Below are 16131 nucleotides of genomic sequence, written 5' to 3'. Positions count from 1 at the left end.
GCCACAAGCCCCCACCCCCCCCCCCCCCCCCCCCCCCGCCGCCCCGGCCTTGTGCCGCGAAAGGGGCGCAAAGCGCCCCTAGCTCAACCTTGAAAGCTCGTTATGCCTCCAGCTCGACCAGCACTGTCCCTTCGCTGACCATATCCCCCTCCTGGCAGAACAGCGCCTTCACCGTCCCGGAGTGGGGCGCCCGAATGCTGTGCTCCATCTTCATCGCCTCCAGCACCACCAACGCGGTACCGGCCTCGACCACCTGCCCCGGCTCGACCAGCACTCGCACGATACTGCCGTTCATCGGCGCACCCAGCCCGCCTTGGTGACTATGGCTGGCCTCGGCCGCCGCGATCGGGTCATGAACGCTGACGGCATGCAACTCACCCTGCCATTGCAGGTACAGCGTGCCACCCCGACGCACCGCCAGATGCCGACGGCGCAGGCCGCCCTGGTCATGACACAGCTGCTCCCCCTCCAGCCGATAGGTCGAAGGTGCGCTGCGCTCCAATGCCACCGCCTGTTCATGCCCTTCGCACTGCAAGTGCAGGCTGCTGCGCGCCGGCAAGCCCAGGCGCAGGCCGTCGCGGGCCGCCCACGGTGAAGCGCGGTCGTCCTGGCGCTGCAGTACAGGCTCGCCTTGCAGCCACGCCTCGGCAGCAGCCTCCCAGAACTGCGCCGGCAGCGCCTGCGGCGCCGGCAGCAACACGTCCTGGTGACGCGGAATGAATCCGGTGTCCAGCTCCGCCTCGGCAAACGCCGGGTGCGCAAGGATGCGGCGCAGGAAGGCGATATTGGTCTTCACCCCGCCAATGGCGAACTCATCGAGCATCGCCAGCAACCGCAGGCGCGCCTGTTCGCGGTCCTGCCCCCAGGCAATCAGCTTGCCCAGCATCGGGTCATAGAACGGCGACACCACATCGCCCTCGCTGACGCCGCTATCCACCCGACGCCCTTCGCCCGGCGCCGACTCGCGGTACAGCGCCAGGGTGCCGGTGGCCGGCAGGAACTCGTTGGCCGGATCTTCCGCGTACAGCCGCACCTCGATGGCATGGCCGATCAGCGGCACCTGCTCCTGGGTGATCGGCAGCGGTTCGCCGCAGGCCACGCGGATCTGCCAGGCCACCAGGTCGAGCCCGGTGATGGCCTCGGTGACCGGGTGCTCCACCTGCAGGCGGGTGTTCATTTCCATGAAGAAGAACTCGCCACGGGCATCGAGCAGGAACTCGACGGTGCCGGCGCCCACGTAGCCGATGGCCTGGGCGGCGCGCACCGCGGCCTCGCCCATGGCCTTGCGCAGCTCGGGGGAGAGGCCCGGTGCCGGGGCTTCCTCGACCACCTTCTGGTGACGGCGCTGGATCGAGCAGTCACGCTCGTTGAGGTACAGGCAGTTGCCGTGCTGGTCGGCGAACACCTGGATCTCCACATGACGCGGCTTGAGCACGTACTTCTCGACCAGCATCCGCGCATCGCCGAACGACGACTGCGCCTCGCGCTGCGCCGAGGCCAGGGCGTCGGCCAGCTGGCTCTCGTCCTCGACCACCTTCATGCCCTTGCCACCGCCCCCGGCACTGGCCTTGAGCAGCACCGGGTAGCCGATGCGCTCGGCGGCGGCGCGGAAGGTCTCCAGGTCCTGGGCCTCGCCGTGGTAGCCCGGCACCAGCGGCACGCCGGCGGACTCCATCAGCGCCTTGGCCGCCGACTTGCTGCCCATGGCATCGATGGCGCTGGCCGGTGGGCCGAGGAAGATCAGCCCGGCCTGTTCGATGGCGCGGGCGAAACCGGCGTTCTCCGACAGGAAGCCATAGCCCGGGTGGATCGCCTGGGCGCCGCTGGCCTTGGCCGCGGCGAGCAGCTTGTCGATCACCAGATAGCTTTCGGCGGCCTTGGTGCCACCGAGGTCGACACGAATATCGGCCTCGCGGCTGTGGCGCGCGTCGCGGTCGGTGGCGCTGTGCACGGTCACGGTGGTCAGGCCCATGGCCTTGGCGGTGCGCATTACCCGGCAGGCGATCTCGCCGCGGTTGGCGACCAGCAGGGTGGTCAGCGTGGGTCGGCTCATGGGCGCGGCTCCTTGTTGTCTTGCCAGGCGGGGCGGCGTTTTTCCAGGAAAGCGCGCAGGCCTTCCTGGCCTTCGGCGCTGACGCGGATGCGGGCGATGGTGTTCTCGCAGTAGCGGCGCAGGGCCGGGCTCAGTTCTCCGGCGTCCACCTCGCGCAGCAGGTCCTTGGTGGCGCGCAGCGCCTGCGGGCTGTTCTGCAGCAGGTTGTCGACCCAGGCCTCGACCTGGGCGTCCAGCTCGCTGGCCGGGTACACCTCGGCCAGCAGGCCCAGTTCACGGGCGCGCACGCCGCTGAAACGCTCGGCTGTGAGGGCGTAGCGGCGGGCGGCGCGCTCGCCGATGGCCTTGACCACGAACGGGCTGATCACCGCCGGGGCCAGGCCGATGCGCACTTCCGACAGGCACAGCTGCGCGTCCTCGGCACCGATGGCCATGTCGCAGCAGCTGATCAGCCCCAGCGCGCCACCGAAAGCGGCGCCTTGCACCACGGCCAGGGTCGGCGCCTTGAGCCGGTGCAGGGCGTACATCAGCTCGCCCAGCTCGTGGGCGTCGTCGAGGTTGGTGTTGAAGTCCAGTTGCGCCGACTGCTGCATCCAGGCAAGGTCCGCGCCGGCGCTGAAGTGCCGGCCACGGCCGCGCAGCAGCACGAAGCGCAGGCTGGCGTCTTCGGCCAGCTGATCGAGGGCGACGATCAGCTCGCGGATCATCTGCGCGTTGAAGGCGTTGTTCTTGTCTTCCCGGCTCAGCCACAGGGTGGCGAAGCCGCGAGGGTCCTTGACCAGTTCAAGGGTGGCGAATTCGCTCATGGGTCACATCCGGAAAATGCCGAAGCGGCTCTGTTCGATCGGGGCGTTCAGCGCGGCGGACAACGCCAGGCCGAGCACATCGCGGGTCTGCGCCGGGTCGATGACGCCGTCGTCCCACAGCCGGGCACTGGAGTAGTAGGGGTGGCCCTGGCGCTCGTACTGGTCGAGGATCGGCTGCTTGAGCTTCTTCTCGTCTTCGCTGCTGAACACTTCGCCACTGCGCTCGCTCTGCTCGCGCTTGACCTGGGCCAGCACGCCGGCCGCCTGTTCGGCGCCCATCACGCCAATACGGGCGTTAGGCCACATCCACAGGAAGCGCGGGTCGTAGGCGCGGCCGCACATGCCGTAGTTGCCGGCGCCGAAACTGCCGCCGATGATCACCGTGAATTTCGGCACCTGGGCGCAGGCCACCGCGGTCACCAGCTTGGCGCCGTGCTTGGCGATGCCGCCTTCCTCGTACTTCTTGCCGACCATGAAGCCGGTGATGTTCTGCAGGAACAGCAGCGGGATGCCGCGCTGGCAGGCCAGTTCGATGAAGTGCGCGCCTTTTTGCGCAGCTTCGGCGAAGAGGATGCCGTTGTTGGCCAGGATCGCCACCGGGTAGCCGTGCAGGTGGGCGAAGCCGCACACCAGGGTGGTGCCGAACAGCGCCTTGAATTCATCGAACACCGAACCGTCGACCAGGCGGGCGATCACCTCGCGCACGTCGAACGGCTGCTTGGCGTCGGCCGGGACCACACCGTACAGCTCCTCGGCGTTGTACAACGGCGCGATCGGCGCCTGGCACTGCAGCTTGCCCTGCTTGTGCCAGTTGAGGTTGGCGACGCTGCGCCGGGCGATGGCCAGGGCGTGCTCGTCGTTATCGGCGTAATGGTCGGCCACGCCGCTGGTGCGGCAGTGCACGTCGGCGCCGCCGAGGTCCTCGGCGCTGACCACTTCACCGGTCGCGGCCTTCACCAGCGGTGGGCCTGCGAGGAAGATGGTCGCCTGCTGGCGCACCATGATCGCCTCGTCGGCCATGGCCGGCACATAGGCGCCGCCGGCGGTGCACGAGCCCATCACCACGGCGATCTGCGGGATCCCCAGGGCGCTCATGTTGGCCTGGTTGAAGAAGATCCGCCCGAAGTGCTCGCGGTCGGGGAATACCTCGTCCTGGCGCGGCAGGTTGGCGCCGCCGGAGTCCACCAGGTAGATACAGGGCAGGCGGTTCTGCAGGGCGATGGTCTGGGCGCGCAGGTGCTTTTTCACCGTCAGCGGGTAGTAGGAGCCGCCTTTGACCGTGGCGTCGTTGGCCACGATCATGCACTCCACGCCTTCGACCCGGCCGATGCCGGCGATCACGCCGGCGGCCGGCACGTCTTCGCCGTAGACTTCATGGGCGGCCAGCTGGCCGATCTCGAGAAACGCCGAGCCCGGGTCGAGCAGGCGGTCGATACGCTCGCGGGGCAGCAGCTTGCCACGGGAGGTGTGCCGCTCCTGGGCCTTCGGCCCGCCGCCCTGACTGACCTGGGCGAGCAGGCCGCGCAGGGCCTGGACCTGTTCGAGCATGGCCGCGCTGTTGGCGGCGAATTCCGCCGAGCGCGGGTTGATCTGGGTATGCAAGGTAGCCATGGACGCCGGTTCCTTGTGCTCAGCGGGTTTCGTTGAACAGTTCGCGGCCGATCAGCATCCGGCGGATCTCGCTGGTGCCGGCGCCGATCTCGTACAGCTTGGCGTCGCGCAGCAGGCGGCCAGCCGGGAATTCATTGATGTAGCCGTTGCCGCCAAGGATCTGGATCGCCTCCAGGGCCATCTGCGTGGCGCGCTCGGCGGTGTACAGGATTACCCCGGCGGCGTCCTTGCGGGTGGTTTCGCTGCGGTCGCAGGCCTGGGCCACGGCGTACAGGTAGGCGCGGCTGGCGTTGAGCTGGGTGTACATGTCGGCGATCTTGCCCTGGATCAGCTGGAACTCGCCGATGCTCTGGCCGAACTGCTTGCGGTCGTGGATGTACGGGACCACCAGGTCCATGCAGCTCTGCATGATGCCGGTGGGGCCGCCGGCGAGCACCACGCGCTCGTAGTCCAGGCCGCTCATCAGCACGCGCACGCCGCCGTTGAGCTGGCCGAGGATGTTTTCTTCCGGCACTTCGACGTCATCGAAGAACAGCTCGCAGGTGTTGGAGCCGCGCATTCCGAGCTTGTCGAACTTGTTGCTGCGGGTGAAGCCTTTCCAGTCGCGCTCGACGATGAACGCGGTGATGCCGTGGGGGCCCTTGTCCAGGTCGGTCTTGGCGTAGATCACGTAGGTGTTGGCGTCGGGGCCGTTGGTGATCCAGGTCTTGCTGCCGTTGAGCACGTAGCGGTCGCCGCGCTTTTCGGCGCGCAGCTTCATCGACACCACGTCGGAGCCGGCGTTGGGCTCGCTCATGGCCAGGGCGCCAATGTGCTCGCCGCTGATCAGCTTGGGCAGGTATTTGAGCTTCTGCTCGTGGGTGCCGTTGCGGTTGATCTGGTTGACGCACAGGTTGGAGTGGGCGCCGTACGACAGGGCCACCGAGGCCGAGGCGCGGCTGATCTCTTCCATCGACACCACGTGGGCCAGGTAGCCCAGGCCGGCGCCGCCGTATTCTTCCGGCACGGTGATGCCCAAGAGGCCCATGTCGCCGAACTTGCGCCACATGTCGGCGGGGAACAGGTTGTCGTGGTCGATCTGCGCGGCGCGCGGCGCCAGTTCGGCGGCAACGAAGGTGCGCACCTGGTCGCGGAGCATGTCGATGGTCTCGCCCAGGGCGAAGTTCAGGCTGGGGTAATGCATGGGGCACCTTCTTGTTCTTGGCGTTCGAGGTACCACGCCGGCCCTGTAGGAGCGGGCTTGCCCCGCGATGCCCGTCAGAACGGCCAGCAGTACTGCCTGGTCCGGCCTCATCGCGGGGCAAGCCCGCTCCTACAGGGTCGGCGTGATGCGTGGTTGACGTTAACGTAAACCTGCCTCTCGAGCGTGTCAATCGGAACATCACCTTTACGTAAACGTAAATCTGCGCCAGAGTAATTGCCGCCTGCTTCAGTCATGCCCAGAACAACCACAAGAAGGGACAACCATGCCTCAACCAAGCTACACGCGCGGCCGTCAAGACAAACCATTGCTCACCCTGACCATCGGCCAGGCCTTCGATGCCACCGTCGCCCGCCACGGCGAGCGCGAGGCGCTGGTGGTGCGCCACCAGGGATTGCGCTACAGCTGGCGCGAGCTGGCCGCCGAGGTCGATGTGCATGCCCGGGCCTTGATGGCGCTGGGCGTGGAGGTCGGCGAGCGGGTCGGCATCTGGGCGCCCAACTGCGCCCAGTGGTGCATCCTGCAGTTGGCCACGGCCAAGGTCGGCGGGATCCTGGTCAATATCAACCCGGCCTATCGGGTGGGTGAGCTTGAATACGTGCTGCGCCAGTCCGGCTGCCGCTGGCTGGTGTGCGCCGATGCCTTCAAGACCTCCGACTACCACGCGATGGTGCAGGAGTTGGTACCTGAGCTGGCGGCCCATGCCGTGGGCGAGCTGGCCAGCGAACGCCTGCCCGACCTGCGCGGGGTGATCAGCCTGGCCGTCGAGCCGCCCACGGGCTTCTTGCCCTGGACCGCGCTGGCCGGGCGGGCAGGGCAGGTGCAGCTCACCGCCTACGAGGCCCGGCAACAGGGCCTGCAGTTCGACCAGCCGGTGAACATCCAGTACACCTCCGGCACCACCGGCGCACCCAAGGGCGCGACCCTGAGCCACTACAACCTGCTCAACAACGGCTACATGGTCGGTGAGAGCCTGGGCCTGACCGAGCAGGACCGCATGGTGATCCCGGTACCGCTGTACCACTGTTTCGGCATGGTCATGGGCAATCTTGGCTGCATCACCCACGGCAGCACCCTGATCTATCCCAACGACGCCTTCGACGCCGAACTCACCCTGCGCGCCGTGGCTGAGGAGCGCGCGAGCATCCTCTATGGCGTGCCGACCATGTTCATCGCCATGCTCGATCACCCCAGCCGCGCTGCGCTGGACCTGTCCACACTGCGCAGCGGCATCATGGCCGGCGCCACCTGCCCGATCGAAGTGATGCGCAAGGTCATCGAGCAGATGCACATGGCCGAGGTGCAGATCGCCTACGGCATGACCGAGACCAGCCCGGTGTCGCTGCAGACCGGCCCCGATGACGGCCTGGAATTGCGCGTGACCACCGTGGGCCGCACCCAGCCGCAACTGGAGACCAAGCTGGTGGATGCTGACGGACGCATCGTTGCCCGTGGCGAGATCGGCGAGCTGTGCACCCGGGGCTACAGCGTGATGCTCGGCTACTGGGACAACCTGCAGGCCACCCATGACGCCCTCGACCCGGCGGGCTGGATGCACACCGGCGACCTGGCGGTGATGGACGACGAGGGTTACGTGCGCATCGTCGGGCGCAACAAGGACATGATTATTCGCGGTGGCGAGAACATCTATCCGCGCGAGCTGGAGGAGTTCTTCCACACCCACCCGGCGGTGGCCGAGGCGCAGGTGGTGGGGATTCCGTGCAGCAAGTATGGCGAGGAGGTGGTGGCGTGGATTCGCCTGCACCCCGGGCACAGTGCCAGTGCCGAGGAACTGCAGCAGTGGTGCAAGGCGCGGCTGGCGCATTTCAAGACACCGCGGCATTTCCGCTTCGTCGATGCGTTTCCGATGACGGTGACGGGGAAGGTGCAGAAGTTCCGGATGCGCGAGATCAGCGTGGAGGAGCTGGGGGGCTAGGCATCGCCTTGTAGACCAGGTCGATCAGCTCGGCAAAGGTGGTGTAGGTCTGGACTTGATGGGGGATGAAGATGCCGAATGTCTCCTCCACGATGGCTTGCAGTTCCACCACGTCGAAACTGTCGGCGCCCAGTTCGTCCATGGCGATGTTCGGCCGGATCCGGTGCAGGCTCTGCTCGAGGAAGCAGGCGAGGATCCATTGCAGGTGGAAGGCGATGTAGAGGCGCGAGTGCATGCCGGAGGTGATCGTCAGAGGGCGGTGCTTCTCTTTACGTGGCTTTGTGATCGGGCGCCACTGGCAGAAATGCCAGGTGTATCGGGCGCGACTTTGTGCTGCCAGGACCGGCCTCATCGCGGGGCTAGCCCGCTCCCACGCAGGCGACACGGCACTTGTGGGAGCGGGCTAGCCCCGCGCTGGGGCCGATTCAGGCGGTCAACATTCCACAACCTTGTCTATCCTCTACCTTTCACCGGCGGCTCCTCGCTCGGCGGGTCGCCCACGCTCGGCTTGATCGGCAGCTCATCCGGATCCTCTTCGGGCACCGGCGGCGGCAAGGTCGGGTCGTCGATGTTCGGATCGGGTGTCTCCGGTGGAATGGGAATGTTCATGGGCCTGGCCTCGCGGGATGAATGAAGAGGTGTCGCAGGCTTTGACCCAGGCCTGCGCCCGACGCTCATTTTTTTTGAACCCCCGCGCCCGACCACGGCTCTGAACCCTTACCGCCACCAGCCCAGGGGAGCAGGTCGATGTCTGGTAAAGAGCCGTTCGAAAGCGTGCCCATGGCCAACGATCACCCGGACCAGGCCATCAGCCTGTCCCAGGCGCTGCTGGCGCCGCGCATCGTGATCGAGGACGCAAGCCCGGTGCTCGACGGCGGCTCCTTCGCCGCCAAGGCGGTGCGCGGGCACCAGGTCGAGGTGACGGCCAAGGTCTACAGCGATGGCCACGACCGCCTGGCGGTGAGCCTGAACTGGCGCCAGGCCCACAGTCGGCGCTGGCACTGCGTGACGATGCACTCGCCGGGTAACGACCTGTGGTTGGCGGACTTCACCCCCACCGAGCTGGGCTTGCACCTGTTCAGCATCGAGGCCTGGATCGACCCTTTCGCCACCTACTGCCACGACCTGGAGAAAAAGTACGCCGCCGGTGTGGATGTGAAGCTCGAACTGGAGGAGGGCCGGCTGCTGCTGGGCCAGGGCATCGAGCGCAGCGACGGGCTTTTGCGCGAGCAGCTTGAACGCTTGCAACAACGCCTGCCGGATTTGCCGGTGGATGACCAGGTGATGTTGCTGCTGCACCCCGACGCGGCCCAGCTGATGGCCGAGGCCGAGCACCGCAGCTACCTCACCCGCAGCCGCGAGTTTCCCCTGGATGTGGACCGCGAGGCGGCGCTGTTCGCCAGCTGGTACGAACTGTTTCCGCGCTCGATCACCGACGATGCCGAGCGCCACGGCAGGTTTGACGATGTGCACCAGCGCCTGCCGATGATCCGCGACATGGGCTTCGACGTGCTGTACTTCCCGCCGATCCACCCCATCGGCATGAAGCACCGCAAGGGGCGCAACAACGCCTTGCAGGCCGAGCCAGGCGACCCCGGCAGCCCCTACGCCATCGGCAGCCCCGAGGGCGGGCACGATGCCATCCACCCACAGCTGGGCAGCCGCGAGGACTTCCGCCGGCTGGTCGCCGCTGCCGCCGAGCATGGGCTGGAGATCGCCCTGGATTTCGCCATCCAGTGCTCCCAGGACCACCCCTGGCTCACGGAGCACCCCGGCTGGTTCAGCTGGCGCCCCGACGGCAGCATCCGTTACGCCGAGAATCCGCCGAAGAAGTACCAGGACATCGTCAACGTCGACTTCTACGCCCCCGAATCGGTGCCGAGCCTGTGGCTGGCCTTGCGCGACGTGGTGCTCGGCTGGGTGGAGGAGGGCGTGAAGACCTTCCGCGTCGACAACCCGCACACCAAGCCATTGCCGTTCTGGCAATGGCTGATCGCCAATGTGCGCAGCCAGCACCCCGAGGTGATCTTCCTCGCCGAGGCCTTCACCCGCCCGGCGATGATGGCGCGCCTGGGCAAGGTCGGTTATGCCCAGAGCTACACCTACTTCACCTGGCGCAACAGCAAGCAGGAGCTGCGCGAGTACTTCGAGCAGCTCAACCAGCCGCCGTGGAGCCAGTGCTACCGGCCCAACTTCTTCGTCAACACGCCGGACATCAACCCGTTCTTCCTGCAGACCTCGGGCCGTCCCGGCTTTCTCATACGCGCCGCGCTGGCGACCATGGGCTCGGGCCTATGGGGCATGTACTCGGGCTTCGAGCTGTGCGAGGGCACGCCGCTGCCGGGCAAGGAGGAGTACCTGGATTCGGAGAAGTACGAGATCCGCCCGCGCGATTTCACCCAGCCCGGCAACATCGTCGCCGAGATCGCCCAGCTCAACCGCATCCGCCGGCAGAACCGCGCCCTGCAGACTCACCTGGGGGTGGTGTTCCTCAACTGCTGGAACGATCAGATCCTGTATTTCGCCAAGCGCACACCCGAGCGCGACAACGTGATCCTGGTGGCCATCAGCCTCGACCCGTACAACGCCCAGGAGGCCAGTTTCGAGCTGCCGCTGTGGGAACTGGGGCTGGACGATAACGCCGATACCCAGGGCGAGGACCTGGTGAATGGCCACCGCTGGACCTGGCATGGCAAGACCCAGTGGATGCGCATCGAGCCGTGGCACCAGCCGTTTGGTATCTGGCGCATCGAGAAGCTGCGCTAATTCCCTGTAGGAGCGGCCTTGTGTCGCGAAAGGGGCGCGAAGCGGCCCCAGGATTTCAGCGACGCTGCAGAGATTGCCGGGGCTGCTACGCAGCCCTTTCGCGGCACAAGGCCGCTCCTACAGGGTGCGTGTCGAACCTGAAATGAAAGGAGTCCCCAATGGCCAAGCGTTCCCGCCCGGCAGCCTTCATCGACGATCCGCTGTGGTACAAGGACGCGGTGATCTACCAGTTGCACGTGAAATCGTTCTTCGATTCGAACAACGACGGCATCGGCGATTTCGCAGGGCTCATCGGCAAGCTCGACTACATCGCCGAACTGGGCGTCAACACCCTCTGGCTGCTGCCGTTCTACCCCTCGCCCCGACGCGACGACGGCTACGACATCGCCGAGTACAAGGCCGTGCACCCGGACTACGGCAGCATGGCCGATGCCAAGCGCTTCATCGCCGAGGCCCACAAGCGCGGCCTGCGGGTGATCACGGAGCTTGTCATCAACCACACCTCCGACCAGCATCCCTGGTTCCAGCGCGCCCGCCACGCCAGGCGCGGCAGCAAGGCCAGGGACTTCTACGTGTGGTCCGACGACGACCAGAAATACGATGGCACGCGGATCATCTTCCTCGACACCGAGAAGTCCAACTGGACCTGGGACCCGGTCGCCGGCCAGTACTTCTGGCACCGCTTCTACTCGCACCAGCCGGACCTGAACTTCGACAACCCGCAAGTGCTCAAGGCCGTGATCGGCGTGATGCGCTACTGGCTCGACATCGGCGTCGACGGCCTGCGCCTGGACGCCATCCCGTACCTGATCGAGCGCGACGGCACCAACAACGAGAACCTTCCCGAAACCCACACCGTGCTCAAGGCCATCCGCGCCGAGATCGACGCCAACTACCCCGACCGCATGTTGCTGGCCGAGGCCAACCAGTGGCCGGAGGACACCCGCCCGTACTTCGGCGAGGGCGACGGCGACGAGTGCCACATGGCCTTCCACTTCCCGCTGATGCCGCGCATGTACATGGCCCTGGCCATGGAGGACCGCTTCCCGATCACCGATATCCTGCGCCAGACCCCGGAGATTCCGGCCAACTGCCAATGGGCGATCTTCCTGCGCAACCACGATGAGCTGACCCTGGAGATGGTCACCGACCGCGAGCGCGACTACCTGTGGAACTACTACGCCGAGGACCGTCGCGCGCGCATCAACCTTGGCATTCGTCGGCGCCTGGCGCCACTGCTGCAGCGCGACCGGCGGCGCATCGAACTGCTGACCAGCCTGCTGCTGTCGATGCCCGGCACCCCGACCCTGTACTACGGCGACGAGCTGGGCATGGGCGACAACATCTACCTGGGCGACCGCGACGGCGTGCGCACGCCCATGCAATGGTCGCCGGACCGCAACGGCGGTTTCTCCCGGGCCGATCCGCAGCGCCTGGTGCTGCCGCCGATCATGGACCCGCTGTACGGCTACCAGACCATCAACGTCGAGGCCCAGGCCCACGACCCGCATTCGCTGCTCAACTGGAACCGCCGGCTGCTGGCGGTGCGCAAGCAGCAGAAGGCCTTTGGCCGTGGCAGCCTGAAGATGCTCACACCGAGCAATCGCCGGGTGTTGGCGTACATACGTGAATACACCGATGCCGACGGCAACGGCGAAATCGTGCTGTGCGTGGCCAACGTCTCGCGGGCGGCCCAGGCGGCGGAGCTGGAACTGTCGCAGTACGCCGACAAGGTGCCGGTGGAGATGCTCGGCGGCAGCGCCTTCCCGCCCATCGGCCAACTGCCGTTCCTGCTGACCCTGCCGCCCTATGGCTTCTACTGGTTCCTGCTGGCCAGTCACGACCGCATGCCCAGCTGGCATGTACAGCCCGCCGAGGGCCTGCCCGAGCTGACCACCCTGGTGCTGCGCAAGCGCATGGAGGAGCTGCTCGAGTCGCCATCGCGCGAGACCTTGCAGGCATCCATCCTGCCGCAATACCTGCCCAAGCGCCGCTGGTTCGCCGGCAAGGAAGGGCCCATTGACCAGGTACGCCTGAGCTATGGCGTGCGCTTCGCCACCACGGCGCTGCCGGTGCTGCTCGCCGAGCTGGAGGTGCACAGCGAGGGCGTCGTCACTCACTACCAGTTGCCCTTCGGCCTGCTGCCGGAGGAGCAGATCAACGCGGCGCTGCCTCAGCAACTGGCGCTGTCGCGGGTGCGCCGTGGCCGCCAGGTGGGGCTGATCACCGACGCCTTCGTGCTCGAACCGTTCATTCGCGCCGTGCTCAAGGGCTGCCAGGAGGGCCTGCGCCTGCCCTGTGGCGATGGCCTGGGCGAGCTGCATTTCCATCGCACCGAGGCATTGGCCGCGCTGCAGCTCGATGAGCAGAGCGAGGTGCGCTACCTGGGCGCCGAGCAGTCCAACAGCTCGGTGGTGGTCGGCGGCAGCCTGGTGCTCAAGCTGATTCGCCGGGTCAATCCGGGGGTGCATCCGGAGCTTGAGATGAGCGCGTACCTGACCGCTGCGGGCTTTGCCAATATTTCGCCCCTGCTGGCCTGGGTCAGCCGTGTCGATGACAGTGGCCAGCCCCATCTGCTGATGATCGCCCAGGGCTACCTGAGCAACCAGGGCGATGCCTGGGACTGGACGCAGAACACCCTGGAGCGGGCGATCCGCGACCAGATGGAGCCCGGCAATGTCGAGTCGGAGGCGCATACCGATGCCCTGGCCGAGCTGACAGGTTTTGCCGCCTTGCTCGGCCAACGCCTGGGCGAGATGCACCTGCTGCTGGCCGCGCCGAGCGACGACGCGGCGTTCCAGTCCCGCCCGAGCGATGCCCGGGACAGCGAGCGCTGGAGCCGGCAGATCAGCGCCGAGCTGACCCGTGCCCTCGACCTGCTGGCCCAGCACCGCGACACCCTGGACCGCGACAGCCAGGTCCTGGTCGACGACCTGCAGCAACAGCGTGAAGGCCTGCGGCAGCACGTCGACAACCTCGCCCGGCAGGCCCGGGGCGGCCTGCTGATGCGCGTGCACGGCGACCTGCACCTGGGCCAGGTGCTGGTGGTGCAGGGCGACGCCTACCTGATCGATTTCGAGGGCGAGCCGGCGCGCCCGCTCGACGAGCGGCGGGCGAAACACAGCCCGTACAAGGATGTCAGCGGCGTACTGCGATCCTTCGACTATGCTGCTGCGATGATCCTGCGCAGCGCCTCGGCGGTCGACCTGTCCGACGCGGCGCGCCAGGCCCGGCAGCGGGTCGCCCGGCAGTACCTGCACCAGTCGCGTCACGCCTTCGTCGAAGCCTACGGGCTGGCCACCGCCGCCATGCCCCACGCCTGGCAGCAGGCCGAGGGTGAGCGCGCGGCGCTGGAGCTGTTCTGCCTGGAGAAGGCCGCCTACGAAATCACCTATGAAGCCGAAAACCGGCCAAGCTGGCTGGCCGTGCCTTTGCATGGCCTGCATGGACTGATCAGTACCTGGGGAGAGTCATAGATGAATGCAACCACGCGTGACAACGGCGGCCTTCGGCAACGGGACCTCGACGCCCTGGCCCGCGCCGAGCACGCCGATCCATTTGCCGTGCTCGGCCCCCATGGCGACGGCGCGGGCGGCCTGGTCGTCCGCGCCTTCCTGCCCAATGCCCTGAACGCACGACTGCTGGCGCGCGACGATGGGCAGGTGCTAGCCGAAATGGTGCAGGGCAGCGTGCCGGGGCTGTTCACCGCGCACCTCGATGAGGCACGGGCCTACCTGCTGCAGATCGGCTGGGCCGGCGGCGAGCAGGTCACCGAGGACCCTTACAGCTTCGGCCCGCAACTGGGCGACATGGACCTCTACCTGTTCGCCGAGGGCAACCACCGCGACCTGTCCGGGCGTTTCGGCGCCCAGCCGACCGTTGCCGACGGTGTCGCGGGCGTGTGCTTCTCGGTGTGGGCGCCCAACGCCCGGCGGGTCTCGGTGGTCGGCGATTTCAACAACTGGGACGGTCGCCGCCACCCCATGCGCCTGCGCCACAGCGCCGGGGTTTGGGAGCTGTTCGTGCCCAGGCTCGGCGTGGGCGAGGCCTACAAGTTCGAAGTGCTGGGCGCGGACGGCGTGCTGCCGCTCAAGGCCGACCCCCTGGCCCGCGCCACGGAGCTTCCGCCGAGCACTGCCTCGAAGGTGGCCGGGGCCCTGGCCCACGACTGGCGCGACGGCCAGTGGATGGAGCAGCGCGCCCAGCGCCACGCCTACAGCGCGCCGCTGTCGATCTACGAACTGCACGCCGGCTCCTGGCGCTGCGAGCTGGACGATGCCGGCGAAGTCGCGCGCTTCTACAACTGGCGCGAGCTGGCCGAGCGCCTGGTGCCCTACGTGCAGGAGCTGGGCTTCACCCATATCGAGCTGATGCCGATCATGGAGCACCCCTTCGGCGGCTCCTGGGGCTACCAGCCGCTGTCGCTGTTCGCGCCGACCTCGCGCTATGGCAGCGCCGAGGACTTCGCCTGCTTCGTCGATGCCTGCCACCAGGGCGGCATCGGCGTGATCCTCGACTGGGTGCCAGCGCATTTCCCCACCGACGAACATGGCCTGGCGCGTTTCGACGGCACCGCCCTGTACGAATACGACAACCCGCTGGAAGGCTTCCACCAGGACTGGAACACGCTGATCTACAACCTCGGCCGCAACGAGGTGCGCGGTTTCATGCTGGCTTCGGCGCTACACTGGCTCAAACACTTCCACATCGACGGCCTGCGCGTGGACGCAGTGGCCTCGATGCTCTACCGCGACTATTCGCGCAAGGCCGGCGAATGGGTGCCCAACCGCCACGGCGGGCGCGAGAACCTCGAGGCCATCGACTTCATCCGCCACCTCAACGGCGTCGCCGCCCATGAGGCGCCGGGCGCGCTGATCATCGCCGAGGAGTCCACCGCCTGGCCCGGCGTCAGCCAGCCGGTGCAGCAGGGCGGCCTGGGCTTCGCCTACAAGTGGAACATGGGCTGGATGCACGACACCTTGCATTACATCCAGAACGACCCGGTGCACCGCACCTATCATCACAACGAGATGAGCTTCGGGCTGATCTACGCCTATTCCGAGCATTTCATCCTGCCGATTTCCCACGACGAGGTGGTCCACGGCAAGCATTCGCTGATCGACAAGATGCCCGGCGATCGCTGGCAGAAGTTCGCCAACCTGCGGGCGTACCTGGCGTTCATGTGGACCCACCCCGGCAAGAAGCTGCTGTTCATGGGCTGCGAGTTCGGCCAGTGGCGCGAGTGGAACCACGACCAGCAACTGGACTGGTACCTGCTGCAGTACTCCGAGCACCAGGGCGTGCAGAAGCTGGTGGCCGACCTCAACCGGCTGTACCGTGAACTGCCGGCGCTGCACGAGCAGGACTGCCGGGCCCAGGGCTTCCAGTGGCTGATCGGCGATGACGCGCACAACAGCGTGTACGCCTGGCTGCGCTGGAGCAGCCAGGGCGAGCCCTTGCTGGTGGTGGCCAACTTCACCCCGGTGCCACGAGAGGGTTACCGGATCGGCGTGCCGTTCGGTGAACGGTGGCAGGAGTTGCTCAACAGCGACGCCGGGCTGTATGCCGGGTCGAACGTGGGGAACCTGGGGGCGGTGGCCAGCGAGGCGATCGCCAGCCATGGCCAGCCGTTGTCGCTGGCGCTGAACCTGCCGCCGTTGGGGGTGTTGGTGATGAAGCCGGCCTGATGGTTTCCTCTCTCCCTGTAGGAGCGGCCCTTTCGCGGCACAAGGCCGCTCCTACAGGAGTGCGGTGGTCG

10 protein-coding genes are annotated in these 16131 nt (G+C 67.0%); 4 read left to right on the top strand and 6 right to left on the bottom strand.

All coding sequences use genetic code 11. The annotated features are described in order from the left end of the window. Positions 1 to 100 precede the first annotated feature (100 nt). The 4 genes from V0R62_RS15225 to V0R62_RS15210 are packed head-to-tail and all read right to left on the bottom strand — an operon-like array spanning position 101 to position 5653. Positions 101 to 2053 carry an acetyl/propionyl/methylcrotonyl-CoA carboxylase subunit alpha gene (locus V0R62_RS15225; protein WP_330104328.1) on the bottom strand — a complete coding sequence of 651 codons (1953 nt, stop codon included), beginning with the start codon at positions 2051 to 2053 and terminating at the stop codon, positions 101 to 103. Beyond that, positions 2050 to 2859: a gamma-carboxygeranoyl-CoA hydratase gene (locus V0R62_RS15220; RefSeq protein ID WP_330104327.1), complete on the bottom strand. Its 810-nt coding sequence runs from the start codon at positions 2857 to 2859 to the stop codon at positions 2050 to 2052. Before V0R62_RS15220 ends, V0R62_RS15225 begins: the two co-directional genes overlap by 4 nt. A gap of 3 nt (positions 2860 to 2862) precedes the next feature. Then, positions 2863 to 4470, bottom strand: a complete 1608-nt coding sequence (locus V0R62_RS15215; protein WP_186713535.1) for a carboxyl transferase domain-containing protein — start codon at positions 4468 to 4470, stop codon at positions 2863 to 2865. A 19-nt stretch (positions 4471 to 4489) separates the two neighbouring features. Beyond that, positions 4490 to 5653 (bottom strand): isovaleryl-CoA dehydrogenase, encoded by a 1164-nt coding sequence (locus tag V0R62_RS15210; RefSeq protein WP_050706477.1) that lies wholly within the window; start codon positions 5651 to 5653, stop codon positions 4490 to 4492. Between the two features lie 283 nt (positions 5654 to 5936). Between V0R62_RS15210 and V0R62_RS15205 the strand changes: the two genes are divergently transcribed. Next, the gene (locus V0R62_RS15205) at positions 5937 to 7607 is read left to right on the top strand and encodes an AMP-binding protein (RefSeq protein WP_330104326.1); all 1671 of its coding nucleotides are present in this window, start codon (positions 5937 to 5939) and stop codon (positions 7605 to 7607) included. On the opposite strand, the gene V0R62_RS15200 is transcribed toward V0R62_RS15205, so the two are convergent. Then, the gene (locus tag V0R62_RS15200) at positions 7582 to 7842 is read right to left on the bottom strand and encodes an acyl carrier protein (RefSeq protein ID WP_330104325.1); all 261 of its coding nucleotides are present in this window, start codon (positions 7840 to 7842) and stop codon (positions 7582 to 7584) included. The two genes, V0R62_RS15205 and V0R62_RS15200, sit on opposite strands and share 26 nt — an antisense overlap. Positions 7843 to 8060: 218 nt before the next feature. Further along, complete coding sequence (locus V0R62_RS15195; RefSeq protein WP_330104324.1) at positions 8061 to 8216, bottom strand: hypothetical protein; 156 nt, start codon at positions 8214 to 8216, stop codon at positions 8061 to 8063. 138 nt (positions 8217 to 8354) lie between these two features. Between V0R62_RS15195 and V0R62_RS15190 the strand changes: the two genes are divergently transcribed. The 3 genes from V0R62_RS15190 to glgB all read left to right on the top strand — a co-directional run bounded on the left by V0R62_RS15190 (position 8355) and on the right by glgB (position 16060). Then, positions 8355 to 10373 (top strand): alpha-1,4-glucan--maltose-1-phosphate maltosyltransferase, encoded by a 2019-nt coding sequence (locus V0R62_RS15190; protein ID WP_330104323.1) that lies wholly within the window; start codon positions 8355 to 8357, stop codon positions 10371 to 10373. Positions 10374 to 10531: 158 nt separating this feature from the next. Beyond that, on the top strand, positions 10532 to 13849 hold the full coding sequence (treS, locus tag V0R62_RS15185) for a maltose alpha-D-glucosyltransferase (protein ID WP_330104322.1): 3318 nt from the start codon (positions 10532 to 10534) through the stop codon (positions 13847 to 13849). After that, complete coding sequence (glgB, locus tag V0R62_RS15180) at positions 13850 to 16060, top strand: 1,4-alpha-glucan branching protein GlgB (RefSeq protein ID WP_330104321.1); 2211 nt, start codon at positions 13850 to 13852, stop codon at positions 16058 to 16060. The last annotated feature ends 71 nt before the right edge of the window (positions 16061 to 16131 follow it).

Origin of the sequence: Pseudomonas carassii, assembly GCF_036324045.1 — a bacterium.
GTDB classification, from domain to species: Bacteria; Pseudomonadota; Gammaproteobacteria; order Pseudomonadales; family Pseudomonadaceae; genus Aquipseudomonas; species Aquipseudomonas peradeniyensis.
This window is presented reverse-complemented; position numbering and strand designations above follow the sequence as displayed.